Raw genomic sequence first — 17746 nt, 5'->3', positions numbered from 1 at the left:
TAATTTATGACGGCAAAAATCGAGCAGTTACATAGTAAAGATGAAATTCAAGCCTCAGCCGAGCCTCAGGAAGAATCCTTTGAATTAACCGGCCGGGTTAAGTGGTTTAACACGGCTAAAGGTTTTGGCTTTTTGACGCCTGCTAGCGAGCCTGGAGATATATTCCTGCATCTTTCTTGTCTACGTGAAGCCGGACATGAATTCGTTGCTGAAGGTGTTAGCATTAGCTGCGAAGTCGTCCGTCGTGCCAAAGGTCTGCAAGCAATCAAAGTTCTGGATATCGATACGTCCACTGCAGTGCCCTTTGAGCCCCTACCTGTGGCGAAAGATAACGTAACCGCGCATCCCGCTGTGCAAGGCGAGGGTGATTTCGTTGACGTGGAAGTGAAATGGTTCGATCCTGTAAAAGGATATGGCTTTTTGTCCCGCGGAGAGGGAACGCAAGATGTGTTTGTCCATATGGAAACCCTGCGCCGCGAAGGGGCCTTGCCAATACAGGCTGGCCAAAGATTTCGAGTGCGTATCGGAGACAGCGAAAAAGGTCCGCAAGTCGCAGAAATCGAACGCCTTGAGTCTTGATGTATCCAAGGCGTTCGAAAGTTCCTAATCTAATGCGATAGCGTAATCTTTGACCGGCACGGTGGTCTTGATTAACCCTTGATCCAGCATGAATTTTGCAAATCGGACATATCTGCCTGTATCCAATGCTGCCGGACGCAGCGCAAATCGTGGAAGTGTATCCGCCCAGGCTCGCTTGTTCAGCTCGTCATCCAGCTCTTTATGCTTTTTAATAAATAGCTTCCAGCTTTCATCGGGGTGATTGACAAGATATTGCACTGCTTCTTCAAGTGCCAACATAAAGGTTTTGTAACGGGGATCAGAAACCTTGCTATTGTTCGCTATGACGATAAGCTCATCATATGCAGGGACACCTTCTTCTTCGGGGAAAAACGCGCGACCAGGATATCCTTCAATATCCATTTGATTCAGCTCAAAATTCCTAAATGCACCGATTACGGCGTCAACCTGCCCAGAGAGTAAACTGGGCGACAAGGAAAAGTTCACATTGATAAGTTCAATATCTGAAAGACTTACGCCGTTTGGTTCCAGCATGGCTTTCAGCATGGCATCTTCAACGCCACTAACGGAATAACCAATCTTTTTGCCCTTTAAATCCGCAAGGCTTTTAATTGGCCCGTCTTTCAACACGACTAGGCTGTTGAGTGGTGTGGCAACCAGTGTGCCGACACGCGTGAGGGGCAGCCCCTCGGATACCTGCAAATGCAATTGCGGCTGATAAGAAATGGCAAGATCGGCTTTGCCTGCCGCAACAAGCTTCGGCGGGTCGCTTGGATCAGCTGGGGCAATGAGTTCAACTTCCAATCCGTGTTTCTTAAAATACCCTTTTTCCTGGGCAACGATGAGTGTTGCATGGTCGGGATTGACGAACCAGTCGAGAAGGACGGTAATTTTATCTGCGGCATTGGCTTGGCTGATCGGAATGAACAGCATAGCAGCAAAGAATAGTGATCTTAATTTCATAAAGTGACTCCAGGTCTTGGGTTAAGTTGATTTTTGATCTGGCTGCCAGGGCATAAGGCGGCGTAAAACATGGTCAACCAGGTAGTACAAAGAAATAGCCATAAGCGTAAGAACGAACAGGCTGGCGAATAGTAAGTCTGTTTGTATCCGGGCGTTTGCATGGAGCATCAGAAATCCTAGCCCGGCAGAGGAACCTACCCATTCGCCAACGATCGCCCCAATGGGGGCGACTGCTGCTGCGACACGGATGCCGGACGATAACGACGGTAATGCAAAGGGAATTTTGATGTATCTGTAAATATAATAGAGCTTGGCCATTTTTGACTTGTCACTACGTTGCTGTAAAAGCGATGCAAGATTAGTCCAGGCCGGGTCAGTTCTGTTCAATCCATCCAAAAAGCCAACGGCTACCGGAAAATAGATGATCAGAGCGCCGACAATGATTTTTGGGCCAATTCCGTATCCGAGCCATAAAACGAGAATTGGAGCAATGGCAAATACCGGAACCGCTTGACTGGCTATCAGAATTGGAAAAACCCACTGGCGCACAGGTTGGTATGCGGAAATCATCAAGGCTGAAAACATTCCAAATATCAGGCCCGCTGCAAATCCAAGTAAAATTTCTGTCGCCGTAATGACGGCGTGCCCGGCGATCAGATCTGCCTTGGTAACCAAAGCCTGCAAGACAAGGATCGGTGAGGGCAGGATAAATCTTGGCAAGTCAGTGATCGCTGTAATTGCACCCCACAGGAAAAGTAAACCGAATATGGTGATGGTCGGTCGTATGATCTTCATATAACCTCACTCTCTGTAAGAGCGAGCTGGCGCATGATTTCGGAATATTGGTGTTTCAGAGTTTCATCAGCCGGATCGCGCGGAATTTTTCCTTCAGGAACGATTTCAGGCGACAATGCTACGGGAGATCCGGATAATACGTGAATCACATCCCCCAAACGCAAAGCCTCCATGGGATCATGGGTTATAAGTAACACTGTTTTCTCTCGTAACAGATCTGCGGCCAATCCCTGTAACCGGAATTTGGTGATAGCATCAAGAGCAGAGAAAGGTTCATCCATGAGAACAATTGGGCAATTGTCCATCAATGTTCGGACGAGAGCGACCCGCTGGCGCATCCCCCCGGATAATGTATCTGGACGGGCTGTCTCGCGATCCTCCAAGCCGACATGCGTAAGTATTGCCCGGGCTTGCTCGAAATCAGGGGATTCCCCTCTCAACCGAGCACCAATAACAACATTTTCAATCACTGAAGCCCATGGCAGCAGTAAATCCTTTTGATCCATAAATGAAATCCGGTTGCTTAACGGGGTGTTGTCATTGCTGGTCAGTAAACTGCCAGCGGGCAAGGGTATAAATCCTGCAATAATTTTCAAGATACTGCTTTTACCGACGCCGCTTGGTCCCAGCAGACAGGTTACTTTCCCGGGCTTCAGTGAAAGCCGCAGATCACTCAGAACCTGAATCTCACCAAAGACCAAATTGGTAAGCTTCAAGTCCAAACCGACCGGCTCTATCGCTTGATTAGCTGCTCGTACCACGCTACCCTTTGCGGGTAATATGTTTTTTGTGTTGTCAGACGCCATGTTTAGCTCGTTCCTACGCAGGTATTAGCCTGATCAGGTACCGGGGTCGTTCCTGTATTGGAACCTCTCAGCCGACATGGCTCCCCCCGAGGATGGCTCACTATAGGGAAAATATTTTTCTCGGCAAAGGAAATTAAGGAGAATGCAGCAGAACGTTAGGCCATTTTTCAGAAATGTAATTACATTGGGTTTTTTTTGTCTTCTTTTTTTGACTCCTCCAACGATTGCAAATGAAATTAAAACGCGATCGATAATTTTGAAAACGACATCTCAGGAAATTAAATTAGTTGTGGAAGTGGCCGATAACCAGGCCGCCCGCGAAAAGGGTTTGATGCTTCGGGAAGCGCTGGCGCCAATGACCGGTATGCTTTTTGATTTTAATGACTTAAAACCCGTATTTATGTGGATGAAGAATACGCCCCTGTCATTGGATATAATGTTTATCGATGATCGGGGCGAAATTATATTTATCAAGGAGTATGCGCAGCCCGGTTCACTTGAAGTAATTTCAGCTCCGCAACCCGTTCGTGCTGTATTGGAGGTTGTCGCGGGCTTTGCTGAGAGGCATGATATTCGAATTGGTGATACCGTCGAGGATATCATTTTTAGTAATAATTAATGCAGTATGTAAGAGAGTGCCGACATAAAAATGAAAAAAAATATCGGAAAGACTGTAATTCCCGAAGGATTTGAGGAAGTTACAGGGGCTGCCCCTTTTGCCAATCGAAATGGGCCTTATTATGAAAAGAAGATCGATGATGAAACGTCCATTCGGGCCTTTCGGGCGGCTGAAAAGCATTTGAATGGTGTAAAGCTGGTTCATGGCGGCATGCTGATGTCTTTTGCGGATTCAGCCCTCGCCCGTGGCGTCATTCGCGCAACCGGCCGTCGGTGCGTCACTATCAAGATGAATTCGGAATTCCTTTCGCCGGCCAGAGAAGGAGATTGGATAGAGGCGTTTGTCGAAGTCACAAAAAGCACAAAAACAGTGGTTTTCGTTCGTGGAGAGCTCAAGGTAGGTCGGCGAACAATTTTTAAAGCCGATGCGATTTTTCACTATGTACATATTGGACGTGATTAAAATTAATCCTCCAATTTCCAGATGATCCGTGGTTGTAAAAAAAAGATGACGTTTTTTCTATCATTCACTTGCAGGGCGCCTCGCAATAGTATAGATCATCACCTCACGTTCGGGGCGTAGCACAGCCTGGTAGTGCGCTCGCTTTGGGAGCGAGAGGTCGCAAGTTCGAATCTTGCCGCCCCGACCAACATAAAAACGCTGTAAAACAATGTTTTGCAGCGTTTTTTTTATTTATTAGGTTATCATTTTCAAATTTGTTTTATGTTATCATGCTGATTGTCGTCTCGTTTCGATTGCTGTAATTGAAAATTTCTCTAAAATAGATATGGAATAAATTCATAAGGGAACAGCGTGCTATGTTTAAATTTAGTATGAAGTCAGATATTTTTAAAATTTTTGTCGCTGGATTTTTGGCGATGGGTGTAACGTTTACTGCATTTACAGCGTCGGCTGAACCGTTCACCGGGTTGAAGCCAGCCTCTCCGCAGCCTAATGCAGCAGAACTTAAACCAGGCCTCGCTGTCCAATATTATGGGGCGAAATTCAATAACCTGGAAGAATTAGACGACTGGATGAAATATGATGACGGGAAGCCGGGTATTCCGCTGCCGATGTTAAATTATCATGTCGGTACTGGCGATGTGCTGACAACCAAAAGCAATGATTTTGTTGGCGCCGATATCAAGGGCTTTATCAAGATGGATAAGCCGGGCCGCTATACATTTTTGGTTCATTCCAATGATGGTGTTTACTTGGCCATTGGAGACAAACTGATTTATGAATTCCCGACGGTTCATGCTGACACATTTTCAGATGAATTAGTGCTTGAGATTTCTGAGCCGGGCTGGTATCCGATCCACATAAAATATTTTGAAAAGAAGAATACATCCACTCTCGAACTTTATTGGGAAGCCCCCAGCGGGGGAGACATGGATTTTGTTCCAGCAGAAGCGTTTGCACATATAGGAAAGTAAGGCAGCATGAGCCTCAAGGCGAGAATTTTTCAACCGGCTAAAAATGCCATGCAATCGGGCCGTAAGGGCACGAAGCATTGGCGTTTGGAATATGCACCTGCGGCTCATAAATATGTAGAGCCATTGATGGGATGGACAGGTTCAACAGATACGACACAGCAAGTTGTCGTTGATTTCGATGACAAGGAAGCCGCTATCGAATTTTGCGAGGCAAATGACATCGCCTTTACAGTGTTCGAACCCAAAAAACGCAAGCTTCACTTAAAAGCCTATGCGGACAATTTTTCTTTTAGCCGTGTTAGAGGCTGATCCTGCAAGTTTGCCAGAGATAACGGCCCCGTAGCTCAGTTGGATAGAGCAATTGACTTCTAATCAATAGGTCGCACGTTCGAATCGTGCCGGGGTCGCCAGTTAAACCGTTGAAAATTTTATATTTTCAGCGGTTTTTTTTACATGTACTGAAAATTTGAGAGATACGCGTCTGGTTTGCTCTCAAATTCGACTTTTGTCAAAGAGAGGCGCGTAAGAGTCAATCAGGTACCAGGCGATCATTCGTTTCGCTTGGGACTTTCGACTGGCTCACTTCACGGTCATATTGTAGCTGCGATTGAGCGGCTTCTGCTTGGATCCACTCTCGAAAAGCTGTAATCCTTGGACGCGCTTGAGTTCCTTCCGGGCAAACAAGGTAATAGGCTGCCTCGGACGGGTAATGCACGTCGAACAATCGTACCAAGCCTGCTGCGTTCATGCCGCTGTCTACATGTGCGCTGCGGACCAGCGCCACTCCTTGGCCTGCAATTGCCGCCTGCAGGGCCATATTCGAGTTGGGGAAGCGCGGGCCCTGATCAAGAGGTAGATCTGGCACACCGGCGGCGCCAAGCCAGGTGTCCCAGCGTGGGCTCAGCATATCATCGTGGCGCAGTAACAGGGGAAAACGTGCCAGCTCAGCCGGAGATTTTGGTACGCCTAGGCGTTTCAATAATTGAGTGCTACATACCGGAAAGACATACTCACGCAACAATAGGCTGCTATGCAACCCAGGAAAGACACCGCGTCCAAGCCGGATTCCCAAGTCGACATCTTCAGCCGAAAAATCGATCAATCGATCAGTCGTTGATATCCAGACATCAATCTCTGGATGGCATTCGCGAAAATCACTGAGCCGTGGCACTAGCCAAGTTAATGAAAAGGATTCAAGCGCACTGATCTTAAGCGGTCCTTGCTTGTCTTCTACACGTAAGCTTTCCAATGTTGCTGACAATTTGGAGAAAAAGTCGCGCGCAATTGGGGCGAGAGCGGCGCCGCTTTTGGTCAGGGTAAGCGGCCGAGCATCACGGGCAAAGAGTTCAAGGCTCCAGATTTCCTCCAGATGGCGGATTTGGTGGCTTATCGCGCTCTGCGTCACGTTAAGTTCCGCCGCAGCACGAGTAAAGCTACCATGACGAGCTGCTGATTCAAGCGCTCTCAGCGCTGCTAATGGAGGAAGGTGATCGGACATTATAACATGAATTATACCTCATGATAGAGATGAATACAAATCCTTTGATTTAGCTTGTTATAGCAAATAATATTCTCCTTATTACATGATTAAATTTCACTTAATAATGATTGATTTGGAGGTGAATCATCCATGGATCCTCGATTTGGACGCCCGGTTATTCGGGATCGTTGGGGTGAACCGATTGAGCCTGAGCCACCTGATCCTAAACATTCGAAGCCAAAAAGCCGAATTCGTCGACTATATTGCTGGTGTCGGGGCAAGCTCACGGTTTTTGCCCGCGATAGAGAGTAGAGACTGTGCGGCTATAACCGTTAGCAAGTAAATATATGCATACCATCATTTAGGAGAGTGAATTTACAAGCCCCATATTCGCAATGAATGCTATTCAATCCTTCTTGCAACTGAACGAGATAACACTGATTGAGATTTAGTATTTAATGGCGTAATTGACAATAATCCGGTTTTCCACCGAATTATATGTTTCGCTGGATTTTACGTAGCCATTTATCCAGGAAAAGGACAAATCGGGCAGCATGGGTGGGCGGTAAGTGAGTACAAAGTCTCTTTCCCATTCCGATCCTCGTTGGCCATCGTTTCGTTTGATATTGTGGCCGGATGTATATCGGACCATTGAAGTGAGGCCTTCAATAAAATCCTTCAGGTCATAGTCGAGGCGGACAATATACGTGCGTTCGCCGCCGCGATCGAAATCAAGACGGGTTACACTATGCCATGTCTTGTAGCTATTTTCGTCATTGACGCCGCCATCCCATGAGACCTGGTGGCTGTCGCCACTTACATTCTGGAATCCAAGGGTGAAGCGTGCGTTATGAGCACTCAGGTGCCCGACAAGGCTGGTCAGGCTGGAGTAGTAGTCAGAACCGACATTCGCGACAGCACCTTCTCCATCGGCCCAACCGAAATATTGATGCGCATCAAGTTTAAGGGTGTAATCGTCATTAAGCGTAATGGGATATTGAACATCGAGATAGGCACGGTTCATGACATTATCCGCATGCCCGGCCGACGCTTCTATGAAGAGTGAATTTTCGAACTCATGCTTTGCCCCGGCAATGTAAACTATAAAATCGTCGCCATTATTATCCTGGTATTTGTTGAACTTGGTAACTGTTTTTGGCGACCCTCTATCCGATGCCAAGGCATATAAGGTTGTCCCACCGATGTCATAGGTGAGGACAGCCGCCTGGCTCGCGGCAGGGGTTGCCCGGTTATTTATATCGTTTTTGAGTGGATAGGTTAATTGTTTGCGGCCGATTATCAGATTTCCGTTTTTTGGCAATTTAAAATCCAGATTTAATTCACCGAGCTTCGCGTAAGACGTCTGGCTGCCATCAGGTTGAACCTGTAACAGTCCTGACCCACCTTTGCCGCTCTCGCCGACCAGCTTGAGGTTGGCGAATCCAGCGGCATTGAGATTTACGAAATCATTCAGATAAGGTGAATTATAATAGAGCATCAAACCTTGTGTAAAAGCGACAGAATCCGGGTTATCCTGATCCTTGTCCCGATTGAAATAGTAGGTTTTTAATTTGATTTCAAATTCGCCAACATCTGCTGCGAATGTCATTTGAGCCGGAAATATGAGTATTGACGGCAGCAAGAAAGCTGTTGCTAGTCGATGCGAAGTAAGCTGTTTTTTGGATTTTTTGTCTGCCACACACTCGCCCACTATCGACTAAATCTCGGATACTGGACATGATAGAACAAAGTTTGCTCACCAACGACATTATTTTTTTAGATTGTAGGAAAGTGGACAGGCATATGGTTCTGGACAAATTTCTAAAACAAAAAAGGCCCGGAATATCCGAGCCTTTTTATAGATAAAGAACGCTATCAGCTGTTGATCGCCGTTTCTACCGTTGTGTAGTCCAGATTGAGATCCCGTGCTACAGGTTCACAGGTAATTTGCCCATTCCAGACATTCAGGCCATTGGCAAGATGCGGATCTGCAGCCAAGGCACCCTTCCAGCCTTTGTTGGCGATCTTGATGGCATGGGGCAGGGTCACGTTATTCAAAGCATATGTGGAGGTTCTGGCCACACCACCGGGCATATTGGCGACGCAATAGTGAACAACGCCATCGACAACATATGTCGGATCCGCATGGGTTGTCGCTTTCGATGTTTCGAAGCAACCACCCTGATCAATGGCGACATCGACAATGACGGCGCCTTCCTGCATGGTAGAAAGCATTTCACGGGTTACCAGTTTTGGTGCCGCCGCACCTGGAATAAGAACTGCTCCGACAACCAGATCAGCCTCGGCGACCAGTTTCTCAAGAGCGGCAGCCGTCGAGTAGATAACTTTGGCTGACGATTCAAAATGGTTTTCGAGGCTTTCAAGTGTTGTTGGATTGCGATCCAGAATAGTAACATCGGCATGCATACCGACGGCCATTTGGGCTGCATTGAAACCAACAACTCCCCCGCCAATAATAACTACTTTACCAGGAGCAACGCCTGGAACGCCGCCCAATAGGACACCGCGACCACCATGTGCTTTTTCAAGGGCAGTTGCACCGGCTTGAACCGACATTCGGCCGGCAACCTGGCTCATGGGTTTGAGGAGGGGGAGGCCACCTTGGTTATCGGTTACCGTTTCGTAGGCAATACAAACAGCACCGGAAGCCATTAAGTCCTTGGTTTGCTCAGGATCTGGAGCAAGGTGCAGGTAGGTATAAAGAATCTGGCCTTCGCGAAGCTGTGCCCGCTCGGCTGGCTGAGGTTCCTTAACTTTAACCACCATTTCTGCAGTGGCGAAAATTTCTTCAGCTGTGGCAACGATTTTTGCGCCCGCTGCGATGTAGGAATCGTCAAAAGCCCCGATGCCACGACCGGCATCTTTCTCGACTATTACATCATGGCCATTGGCGATAAGTTCGCCGACGCTTTCCGGCGTCAGTCCAACACGATATTCGTGGTTTTTAATTTCCTTAGGTGCACCGATCAACATAGTAACAACTCCCAGTTACAAGATTAATTTCGAGGCTAATTATAATTGAAAACCGCATGTAATTTTTCCTGAATTTCTTTCAAATTATGAGAATTATGGTAAAATACGGTTGAAATTTTAAAAATATTAGGAAAAAACAGTATGGATTCCTTCGATCGTCGTATTTTGTCGGAATTACAAATTAATTCCAACAGGCCCATAATTGACATTGCGGCCGCGGTTAATCTGTCTTTATCTGCTTGTCATCGCCGAATTAAAAACCTGGAAGAAAGCGGCGTGATAATGAGCTATGCCGCACGTCTCGATAAAAAAAAGCTTGGGCTGGAAATGGACGTTTTCGTCGAGATATCGCTTATTTCTCAAAGTCAGGAAGCTTTGGAGTCTTTCGAAAAGGCAGTGGTCACGTATAACGAAATACTTGAATGCCATTTAACCACAGGGAATGCGGATTATATTATCCGGGTTGCCGCAAAGGAGGTTACCGATTTCGATCGGATACATCGAAACTGTCTGGCAAAGCTGCCTCATGTCTCCAGCATGAGGTCAACTTTTACACTGCGATCGATTAAACCCTGGACAGGGTATCCGGTTAATTAAGGGTTTTTGATCCTATAACCTAGAAAGCACCATGCCTGCCTTCCCCTGCAGCAAAACGTGCAGCGCCGGATTGCGCTTCTTGTTGCTTGGCTGCTTCGGCACATTTAGTTTCATAAGCGATAGCGTCGGATTCAGGGTGTCCGTTTTGAGCATAGAGGCTTTGCCGGTCAGACAGCATGGCGACTTGCGGAAAAGTTGCCATTTTCTGGGCGAGCTGTTCTGCATCTGCTACAACATTTTCACTCGTGCAGATACGTGTGATCAGGCCAAGCGACAGGGCTTCGGAGGCAGTTACAGCTTTTCCGGTTAGCATCATATCCATTGCCGGACCGGTGCCAATTACCCGTGGTAAACGAACCGTCGTTCCATCGCTCATGGGGACGCCCCAACGACGGGAAAAGACACCAAAAACAGCGGTTTCATCAGCAATTCGAATGTCACAATATAAAGCGAGACCCAATCCTCCGGCGCAGGCGTGGCCGGAAACTGCGGCAATAAGCGGCTTGGATAACGGCGCATGAAACGGCCCATCTGCATGACCGGCCCAGGCTATGTAGTCAACCCGGGTTGCGGTTTCCTTCAAGTCAGCGCCAGCACAGAATGCGCCGCCAGAACCTGTGACGACAGCTACACGTTGGCTGTCATCCGTATCAAATTCCCGAAACATTTCCGTCAGTAAATTTGCAGAGGACTGATCCAGGGCATTTCTAACTTCTGGTCGGTTAAGGGTGATTGTTGTTACAGGGCCATTTTTCTTCATTAAAATTTTTTCTTGGCTCATTCTCGGGCTTCCTTTTAGATCTGCATCTCGAAATGCTTGTTGGAGTCTTTGGTTTTTAGCCTATGGTAAAGGTAAGTGGGGGAGAATGGTATGATTTCATGTGATTTATTAGTTATTGGGAGCGGCCCTGCCGGGAAGCGGGCGGCAATTCAGGCCGCGAAATGGGGTAAAAAGGTTTATGTAATCGAGAAAAACTCGGAGGTTGGTGGTGTAACTGTGCATACCGGAACGATCCCAAGCAAAACCCTTCGGGAAACGGTCCTCAACCTGTCTGGATGGAGAGAACGGGCGTTCTATGGTCGATCTTATCGGGTAAAAAGCGACATCACGGCCAATGACTTACGTCAGCGCATGGATATAACCCTTAATCATGAAGTAGATACCCTTGAGCATCAATTCGCACGTAACAATGTGAATATTGTCTATGGGATTGCCCATTTTATCAGTCCCGATGTTATTGAAGTTGAGCTGGAAGAGGGGGAAAAGCAGCAATATCGCGCAAGCAGAATTTTAATCGCGACCGGCACCCATCCGTACCGTCCTGACGATATACCGTTTGACGACGAACGAATTATCGATAGCGATGATATACTCAAGATTAAACAGGTGCCAAAATCCATAACAATTATTGGGGCGGGTGTTATCGGGGTCGAGTATGCCACAATCTTCAGTGCGCTTGACGTCAAAGTGACATTGGTTGAGCCAAGAAACAGCATGTTGGATTTTATCGACCGTGAGTTGGTGGATGACCTCATGCATCAAATGCGGGATTGCGGCGTCAATATGCGATTTGGACAACAGGTGAAATCCGTGGGGCTGGAGGGGGGAGGTTCCGTCGTTGAGCTTGAAAACGGTCGTATGATCTATTCTGAAGTTACGATGTTTGCTGCGGGCCGTATTGGAAATACTAGTGGCCTAAAGCTCGATAATTGTGGTCTGGAGGCAGATAGCCGCGGACGGTTATCATTGGCCGACGCCAATAGTTTTCAAACCGTGGTGCCGCATATTTACGCTGCGGGTGATGTCATCGGTTTTCCAAGTCTTGCGTCTACTTCAATGGAGCAGGGACGGCTCGCGGTATTTCACGCATTTGATAAAGATGCGTTTGCTTACAGTGCGCCAGATTATTTTCCTTACGGTATTTATTCGGTTCCGGAACTTTCAACAGTTGGCATGTCTGAAGAAGAGGTTGTTGAACGGGGAATCGCTTTTGAAAGCGGTATATGCCGTTTTCGGGAGACTTCACGAGGGCAAATCATGGGGCTTGATCACGGCATGATGAAATTGATTTTCTCCATGAAAACCAGACGCTTGCTAGGAGCTCATATCTTGGGGGAAGGGGCGACGGAACTTATTCATATCGGACAAGCGGTTTTGAATTTGAAAGGTACGCTGGATTATTTTGTTGAGAATACATTCAACTATCCGACCTTAGCAGAAGCATATAAAGTTGCTGCGCTCGACGCTTGGAACAAAATGCCCCAAAGCGCAGCTGGGAAATCACAACAACAATCCAACTAAGGTACTAAACGTCGCTAGTTTTCAATTCGTTTAGTCACAAAGCCTTCTGCTGCCGGGTATTTTTTCTTAACGCAATCTTCGGCTGCTGTTGCACTATCTGCCTCTACTTCAAACATGCAAGGCGAAGCCCAGCGTTCTGAAATATGAGGATGTTCCTGATTGTCTTTAACAGCCTCACGAACTTTAGCGTTGTATACAGAAAAAATAAAAGCACTCATCTTACATTCTCTACTTTTCAGTTACGCGTCCAAATCCGCCACCACCGGGGGTTTCAATTACAATCATGTCTCCGGCCGACAGGTTGGATTCAGAGTTACCACTTAATGACACTACCTTACCATTGTTAAGAATTGCATAATTTATCCCTCTTTGGCCAGCGTTTCCTCCGGCCATGCCATAGGGGTCTGTATCTCGGTGTGATGAAAGGATCGTAACTGTCATGGGCTCCAGAAATTTCATTTTTCGAATTGCTCCGTTGCCACCTTTGAATGCGCCATTTCCACCGGAGTTTTGACGGATTGAGAATTCCTCAATTCGAACAGGAAACCGTTGCTCCAATACTTCCGGATCTGTCATTCTGGTGTTTGTCATATGACTGTGCACGGCATCCGCTCCATTATGATCAGAGCCGGCGCCGGTTCCGCCGCAGATAGTTTCGTAGTTTTGATGAATATCATTGCCATAGACGAAATTATTCATCGTGCCCTGACTGGACGCCAGAATCCCCAAAGCACCATACAAAGCATCGGTTATGGCTTGTGACACCTCGGTATTCCCTGCAATGACAGCGGCCGGGTATTGGGGATTTATCATGCTCCGTTCCGGCACAATAATCTTCAATGGCTTCATGCATCCTTCGTTGAGGGGAATATCATCGCCGACCAGTGTTCTGAAAACGTAAAGCACCGCTGCCTTGCAGATAGCGATAGGCGCATTGTAATTTCCTGCAATCTGATCCGATGTGCCAGTAAAATCGATGGTCGCATCCCGGTTAGCGCGATTGACGGAAATGTCGACTTTAATTTGTGTTCCGTTATCCAGAGGATATAAAAAGGATCCGTCCTTCAACACATCCAGCACACGACGGACGGATTCTTCGGCATTGTCCTGTACATGACGCATATAGGCTTCGACCACAGCAAACCCGAACTGACGGATCATTTTGCGAACTTCCTGCACGCCGGTTTCATTGGCGGCGATCTGGGCTGTTAGATCTGCAATATTATGATCCGGGTTACGACAAGGGTATTTGCCGGAGGCGAGCAGGGCACGTGTTTCGGTTTCGCGAAAGCGACCTTCTTCAACAAGTAGAAAATTATCGATAAGGACGCCTTCTTCTTCAATAACCTGGCTATCGGGAGGTGCGGAACCCGGTGTGCGGCCACCGATATCCGCATGGTGCCCTCGTGAGCCAACATAGAACAGGATTTTCTCCCCTTGCTGGTCGAAGACCGGTGTGATGACCGTGACATCAGGAAGATGTGTTCCTCCGTTATAGGGTGCGTTCAAGGCATAAACGTTCCCCGGTTTCATTTGTCCGGTGTTTTCCGTGATAACGGTTTTGATGGATTCACCCATAGAGCCCAAATGTACCGGTACATGTGGAGCGTTGGCGACCAGATTGCCTGCTTGATCGAAGATCGCGCAAGAGAAATCCAGCCGCTCCTTGATATTGACGGAATAAGCCGTATTGGAAAGTGTCGCGCCCATCTGCTCGGCAATGGACATAAATAGGTTATTGAACACTTCCAACATAACCGGGTCTGCGTCGGTCCCGATGGCTTTCAGCTGCGCCTTGTCCTTATATCGGCTAACAATCAAATGTAACCTTGTATTGAGTGTCGCACGCCATCCCTCTTCGACGACAATGGTTCCGGTAGATTCTGTAATAATGGCTGGCCCAGTGACGGTTTCACCGGGTCGAATTGCTTCGCGGTCATATAAGGAAACCTTTTGCCAATCCCCATTAACATACATATCGACATCATCCAGTGCTGTCGCTTCGCCTGAAGATTGTGGTAAATCCGATAGGGGATCGATTTCCGTTTCCGTAACACCTATAACCTCCACCGAAAGCGCTTCCGCAACCAACCCCCGGTTTTCCGCTATAAATCCAAAACGTTTGTGATGGGCTGCTTCAAATGCTTCTTTCATGCTTTCGACCGACCCAAGATCAATCAATATTGATGTATCTGTACCCTCATACCGCAGATGTACCTGCTGGATATAGCTCAAGTTTTCTTTGGGTATGCCTTGCGCCAGGACTTCAGCTTGTGCATCTTTCGTCAACGGGGCACTAACGGCAATCAATTGGTTTTGTAAGTCGGCGTTAAACGGCAGGTCAAGCTGGGCTTCACGCATGGCTCTCACGTCGGCAAGTCCCATTCCATACGCGGAAAGAACCCCGGCAAACGGATGGATAAAGACGCTTTTCATATCCAGAGCATCAGCCACCAGGCAGGCATGCTGACCGCCGGCACCGCCAAAGCAGTTCAGGGTATATTCCGTGATATCATACCCGCGTTGGACAGATATTTGCTTTACGGCATTTGCCATATTCTCCACGGCGATTTTCAAAAACCCTTCGGCCACTTCTTCTGGCGACGGTGCGGGTGAATTTGTTGACCCGGCTATCTGATCTGCCATTTCGATAAATCTGTTGCGGACTGCCTGGCTGTCCAAAGACTCATCGGCATCGGGTCCGAATACTTTCGGAAAATATTCCGGCTGTATTTTTCCAAGCATCACATTGCAATCGGTGACTGCCAGTCTGCCGCCGCGTCGGTAACAGGCCGGACCGGGATTGGCACCGGCAGATTCAGGGCCCACACGGTACCGCGATCCGTCAAACTGTAAAATGGATCCCCCGCCGGCTGCTACTGTATGTATATGCATCATCGGTGCGCGCATGCGTACGCCAGCGACTTCCGTTTCGAAACTGCGTTCGTAATTTCCTTCGTAATGGGTGACGTCCGTGGAGGTTCCGCCCATATCAAAGCCGATAAGTTTTGTCAGGTTACTCATAGCGGCAGTCCGGGTCATGCCGACGACACCGCCAGCCGGACCAGACAGGATGGCGTCTTTACCTTGAAACAGGCTGGCATCTGTCAGGCCGCCATTTGATTGCATGAACATCAATCTTGGATTGTTTTCGGACGCTTCCGACATGCCTAATTCATCTTTAACCTGATTTACGTAGCGCCGTAAAATGGGAGAAAGATACGCATCCACCATAGTGGTGTCACCTCGGGCAATTAGCTTGATCAACGGGCTTACAGCGTGGCTCGTTGAAATCTGAGTAAACCCGATTTGTTCAGCAATTTCTGCGGCTTGTACCTCATGTTCAGTATATTTATAACCATGCATAAAGGCGATCGCGATGGACCGAATACCTTGCTCATAAGCCGAAATCATCTTGGCTTTTAACGTCTTTTTATTGAGCGATACCAAGATGGTGCCATGCGCGTCTATGCGTTCTTCAGCCTCGATTACCTGTTCGTACAGAAGCTCCGGTAGTTTAATATCAAGGTCAAAAATACGGGGCCGACTTTGATACCCGATGCGGAGCGCATCGCCAAAACCCTGGCTGGTCACATAAAGGGTACGATCACCCTTGCGTTCCAAAAGGGCGTTAGTGGCGACGGTCGTACCCATCTTGATGTTTTCAATCTGTGTCGACGGGTCAAACAGATCGCTCTCTTGCGCCAGAAGGTCTTTTATACCCTGTACGGCAGCATCCTTATAACGCTCGGGATTTTCTGACAGCAATTTATGGGATACCAGACGTCCATCAGGGCGCTTTCCGACGATGTCCGTAAAGGTCCCGCCGCGGTCAATCCAGATTTGCCACATTCTCTTGTTCCTTAGATATATTTAACGTGAGTATACGAGTTCAGGGAGCCATAAGGCAATTTGTGGAAATGCCAGAAGCATACCGATCATCACAAACATGGTTAGAACGAAGGGCAGGGTACCGATCATCACGTCGTTTAGCCGCCCGGATTTCCGGATACCTTGAACCACATAGAGATTGATACCGATGGGCGGCGTGATCAAAGCTGTTTCCAAAAGGACCATGAGCAGGATGCCAAACCAGACCGGATCATAGCCAAGCTGAATAATAATCGGGGCCAATAATGGCGCGGTTGTCAGGAGCATGGATAATGTTTCCATAAAACAGCCAAGCAGGATTAGGAAACCGATGATCATGAGCATGGTTTCAAAGGGGCTTAAGCCAAGACTAATGATGAACTGGGTCAGGGCTTGTGTCAGGCCGATGGTGGCAAGAATGAAATTCAGGAATATTGCCGCAAGAATAATCAGCATGATCATAGCCGTTGTCCGCATTGTTCCTTCAATTGCGCCTTTCAGCATTTCAATTGTCAGTGATTTATTGGCGGCGGCGAGGGCCATAGCCGCAACAACACCCAACGACGCAGCTTCCGTAGGTGTTGCAAGACCAGCATATATGGAGCCAACGACGACGACAAATATTCCGAGGGGAGGCACCAGACCGGGTAAGCTTGCAATGCGAGAGGACCAAGTGACCTCTACTTTTGTGCCGCCCCAGCTTTTTTTGAAGGTACAGGCAATGATTACGGTCAACATAAACAGGCCGGCCAGTAACATGCCTGGTAAGAACCCGGCGAGATAAAGTTCGGGAACGGATGTGTCTGTAAGAAGCCCGTAGAGAATAAGATTGATCGACGGCGGGATCAGGATTCCGAGGGTACCGCCGGCAGCTAATGTGCCGAGAAATAATCTCTCGTTATATTTACGTTTGTTCACTTCCGGAAGGGCCACCGTACCAATGGTCGCGGCCGTTGCGACACTTGAGCCGGATGTTGCCGCAAATAAAGAGCAGGCGCCGATGTTTGAATGCATCAGCCCACCAGGTAACCAGCCAAGCCATTGGACCATGCCTTCGTACATTTTTGAGGCAATACCCGAGCGCAGGAGAATTTCGCCGAGCAGGACAAACATGGGAATGGCGACGAGCAGGAATTCAGTGCTATTCTGCCAGGCAATATCTCCCAGCGCCAAATAAAGGGGGCTGGAACTGAATGTGAAGTTTAGGGAAAGAGCAAGCCAGCCGAGTGCAGCTGCTATTGGAATTCCGAGAGCGACCAGGCCCATCAGGACTATTACTGCATGAATTAACATTTGATCATCCCC

At 47.9% G+C, this 17746-nt stretch carries 18 protein-coding genes, 2 tRNA genes and 1 riboswitch; of the genes, 10 read left to right on the top strand and 10 right to left on the bottom strand.

What is annotated here, in order from left to right:
• Positions 1-6: 6 nt before the first annotated feature.
• Positions 7-579 carry a cold-shock protein gene (locus NBZ79_RS10945; RefSeq protein WP_251932467.1) on the top strand — a complete coding sequence of 191 codons (573 nt, stop codon included), beginning with the start codon at positions 7-9 and terminating at the stop codon, positions 577-579.
• Between the two features lie 24 nt (positions 580-603).
• Here NBZ79_RS10945 and NBZ79_RS10940 read toward each other — a convergent pair whose 3' ends face one another.
• The 3 genes from NBZ79_RS10940 to NBZ79_RS10930 all read right to left on the bottom strand — a co-directional run bounded on the left by NBZ79_RS10940 (position 604) and on the right by NBZ79_RS10930 (position 3143).
• The gene (locus tag NBZ79_RS10940) at positions 604-1542 is read right to left on the bottom strand and encodes an ABC transporter substrate-binding protein (RefSeq protein WP_251932466.1); all 939 of its coding nucleotides are present in this window, start codon (positions 1540-1542) and stop codon (positions 604-606) included.
• A 21-nt stretch (positions 1543-1563) separates the two neighbouring features.
• Positions 1564-2337 carry an ABC transporter permease gene (locus NBZ79_RS10935; protein WP_251932465.1) on the bottom strand — a complete coding sequence of 258 codons (774 nt, stop codon included), beginning with the start codon at positions 2335-2337 and terminating at the stop codon, positions 1564-1566.
• Positions 2334-3143, bottom strand: coding sequence for an ABC transporter ATP-binding protein (locus NBZ79_RS10930; RefSeq protein ID WP_251932464.1), 810 nt, complete (start codon positions 3141-3143; stop codon positions 2334-2336). The genes NBZ79_RS10935 and NBZ79_RS10930 overlap by 4 nt, the downstream gene beginning before the upstream one ends.
• Positions 3137-3240, bottom strand: a riboswitch (TPP riboswitch). It overlaps the preceding gene by 7 nt.
• Positions 3241-3399: 159 nt before the next feature.
• Here NBZ79_RS10930 and NBZ79_RS10925 point away from each other — a divergent pair.
• From NBZ79_RS10925 to NBZ79_RS10900, 6 genes are all read left to right on the top strand, one after another.
• Positions 3400-3762: a DUF192 domain-containing protein gene (locus NBZ79_RS10925; protein ID WP_251932463.1), complete on the top strand. Its 363-nt coding sequence runs from the start codon at positions 3400-3402 to the stop codon at positions 3760-3762.
• Positions 3763-3792: 30 nt separating this feature from the next.
• Positions 3793-4224 (top strand): PaaI family thioesterase, encoded by a 432-nt coding sequence (locus tag NBZ79_RS10920; RefSeq protein WP_251932462.1) that lies wholly within the window; start codon positions 3793-3795, stop codon positions 4222-4224.
• A gap of 110 nt (positions 4225-4334) precedes the next feature.
• Positions 4335-4411: transfer RNA gene (locus tag NBZ79_RS10915), tRNA-Pro, on the top strand.
• Between the two features lie 169 nt (positions 4412-4580).
• Complete coding sequence (locus tag NBZ79_RS10910) at positions 4581-5198, top strand: PA14 domain-containing protein (RefSeq protein WP_251932461.1); 618 nt, start codon at positions 4581-4583, stop codon at positions 5196-5198.
• A 6-nt stretch (positions 5199-5204) separates the two neighbouring features.
• Positions 5205-5507, top strand: coding sequence for an ETC complex I subunit (locus NBZ79_RS10905; protein ID WP_251932460.1), 303 nt, complete (start codon positions 5205-5207; stop codon positions 5505-5507).
• Between the two features lie 24 nt (positions 5508-5531).
• Positions 5532-5608 (top strand) — tRNA-Arg (locus NBZ79_RS10900).
• A gap of 119 nt (positions 5609-5727) precedes the next feature.
• On the opposite strand, the gene gcvA is transcribed toward NBZ79_RS10900, so the two are convergent.
• Positions 5728-6696, bottom strand: a complete 969-nt coding sequence (gcvA, locus tag NBZ79_RS10895; protein ID WP_251932459.1) for a transcriptional regulator GcvA — start codon at positions 6694-6696, stop codon at positions 5728-5730.
• Between the two features lie 132 nt (positions 6697-6828).
• Between gcvA and NBZ79_RS10890 the strand changes: the two genes are divergently transcribed.
• Positions 6829-6990, top strand: a complete 162-nt coding sequence (locus tag NBZ79_RS10890; protein ID WP_251932458.1) for a hypothetical protein — start codon at positions 6829-6831, stop codon at positions 6988-6990.
• A gap of 136 nt (positions 6991-7126) precedes the next feature.
• Here the strand turns inward: NBZ79_RS10890 and NBZ79_RS10885 are convergent, their stop codons facing one another.
• Entirely contained in the window at positions 7127-8377 is a 1251-nt protein-coding gene (locus NBZ79_RS10885; RefSeq protein ID WP_251932457.1) for an OprD family outer membrane porin, read from the bottom strand.
• A gap of 176 nt (positions 8378-8553) precedes the next feature.
• On the bottom strand, positions 8554-9672 hold the full coding sequence (ald, locus tag NBZ79_RS10880; protein WP_251932456.1) for an alanine dehydrogenase: 1119 nt from the start codon (positions 9670-9672) through the stop codon (positions 8554-8556).
• Positions 9673-9813: 141 nt separating this feature from the next.
• On the opposite strand from ald, the gene NBZ79_RS10875 reads away from it, so the two are divergent.
• Positions 9814-10269: an Lrp/AsnC family transcriptional regulator gene (locus NBZ79_RS10875; RefSeq protein ID WP_251932455.1), complete on the top strand. Its 456-nt coding sequence runs from the start codon at positions 9814-9816 to the stop codon at positions 10267-10269.
• A gap of 19 nt (positions 10270-10288) precedes the next feature.
• On the opposite strand, the gene NBZ79_RS10870 is transcribed toward NBZ79_RS10875, so the two are convergent.
• Positions 10289-11050: a crotonase/enoyl-CoA hydratase family protein gene (locus NBZ79_RS10870; RefSeq protein ID WP_251932454.1), complete on the bottom strand. Its 762-nt coding sequence runs from the start codon at positions 11048-11050 to the stop codon at positions 10289-10291.
• A gap of 90 nt (positions 11051-11140) precedes the next feature.
• Here NBZ79_RS10870 and sthA point away from each other — a divergent pair, with 90 nt between their 5' ends.
• Positions 11141-12571: a Si-specific NAD(P)(+) transhydrogenase gene (sthA, locus tag NBZ79_RS10865; protein ID WP_251932453.1), complete on the top strand. Its 1431-nt coding sequence runs from the start codon at positions 11141-11143 to the stop codon at positions 12569-12571.
• 14 nt (positions 12572-12585) lie between these two features.
• Here the strand turns inward: sthA and NBZ79_RS10860 are convergent, their stop codons facing one another.
• From NBZ79_RS10860 to NBZ79_RS10850, 3 genes are read right to left on the bottom strand one after another with little or no spacing between them, the layout of a single operon-like run.
• A complete protein-coding gene (locus tag NBZ79_RS10860) occupies positions 12586-12789 on the bottom strand; it encodes a hypothetical protein (RefSeq protein ID WP_251932452.1) in 204 nt (67 codons plus the stop codon).
• A 10-nt stretch (positions 12790-12799) separates the two neighbouring features.
• Positions 12800-16423 (bottom strand): hydantoinase B/oxoprolinase family protein, encoded by a 3624-nt coding sequence (locus NBZ79_RS10855; protein WP_251932451.1) that lies wholly within the window; start codon positions 16421-16423, stop codon positions 12800-12802.
• 21 nt (positions 16424-16444) lie between these two features.
• Positions 16445-17734 (bottom strand): TRAP transporter large permease, encoded by a 1290-nt coding sequence (locus tag NBZ79_RS10850; RefSeq protein ID WP_251932450.1) that lies wholly within the window; start codon positions 17732-17734, stop codon positions 16445-16447.
• Between the last annotated feature and the right edge of the window lie 12 nt (positions 17735-17746).

The organism is Sneathiella marina (genome assembly GCF_023746535.1).
Classification (GTDB): domain Bacteria; phylum Pseudomonadota; class Alphaproteobacteria; order Sneathiellales; family Sneathiellaceae; genus Sneathiella; species Sneathiella marina.
This window is presented reverse-complemented; position numbering and strand designations above follow the sequence as displayed.

Coding starts and splice junctions, on each gene's coding strand:
- NBZ79_RS10945 (WP_251932467.1), top strand. CDS start 7: ATGACGGCAAAAATCGAGCAGTTACATAGTAAAGATGAAATTCAAGCC.
- NBZ79_RS10940 (WP_251932466.1), bottom strand. CDS start 1,542: ATGAAATTAAGATCACTATTCTTTGCTGCTATGCTGTTCATTCCGATC.
- NBZ79_RS10935 (WP_251932465.1), bottom strand. CDS start 2,337: ATGAAGATCATACGACCGACCATCACCATATTCGGTTTACTTTTCCTG.
- NBZ79_RS10930 (WP_251932464.1), bottom strand. CDS start 3,143: ATGGCGTCTGACAACACAAAAAACATATTACCCGCAAAGGGTAGCGTG.
- NBZ79_RS10920 (WP_251932462.1), top strand. CDS start 3,793: ATGAAAAAAAATATCGGAAAGACTGTAATTCCCGAAGGATTTGAGGAA.
- NBZ79_RS10910 (WP_251932461.1), top strand. CDS start 4,581: ATGTTTAAATTTAGTATGAAGTCAGATATTTTTAAAATTTTTGTCGCT.
- NBZ79_RS10905 (WP_251932460.1), top strand. CDS start 5,205: ATGAGCCTCAAGGCGAGAATTTTTCAACCGGCTAAAAATGCCATGCAA.
- gcvA (WP_251932459.1), bottom strand. CDS start 6,696: ATGTCCGATCACCTTCCTCCATTAGCAGCGCTGAGAGCGCTTGAATCA.
- NBZ79_RS10890 (WP_251932458.1), top strand. CDS start 6,829: ATGGATCCTCGATTTGGACGCCCGGTTATTCGGGATCGTTGGGGTGAA.
- ald (WP_251932456.1), bottom strand. CDS start 9,672: ATGTTGATCGGTGCACCTAAGGAAATTAAAAACCACGAATATCGTGTT.
- NBZ79_RS10875 (WP_251932455.1), top strand. CDS start 9,814: ATGGATTCCTTCGATCGTCGTATTTTGTCGGAATTACAAATTAATTCC.
- NBZ79_RS10870 (WP_251932454.1), bottom strand. CDS start 11,050: ATGAGCCAAGAAAAAATTTTAATGAAGAAAAATGGCCCTGTAACAACA.
- sthA (WP_251932453.1), top strand. CDS start 11,141: ATGATTTCATGTGATTTATTAGTTATTGGGAGCGGCCCTGCCGGGAAG.
- NBZ79_RS10860 (WP_251932452.1), bottom strand. CDS start 12,789: ATGAGTGCTTTTATTTTTTCTGTATACAACGCTAAAGTTCGTGAGGCT.
- NBZ79_RS10855 (WP_251932451.1), bottom strand. CDS start 16,423: ATGTGGCAAATCTGGATTGACCGCGGCGGGACCTTTACGGACATCGTC.
- NBZ79_RS10850 (WP_251932450.1), bottom strand. CDS start 17,734: ATGTTAATTCATGCAGTAATAGTCCTGATGGGCCTGGTCGCTCTCGGA.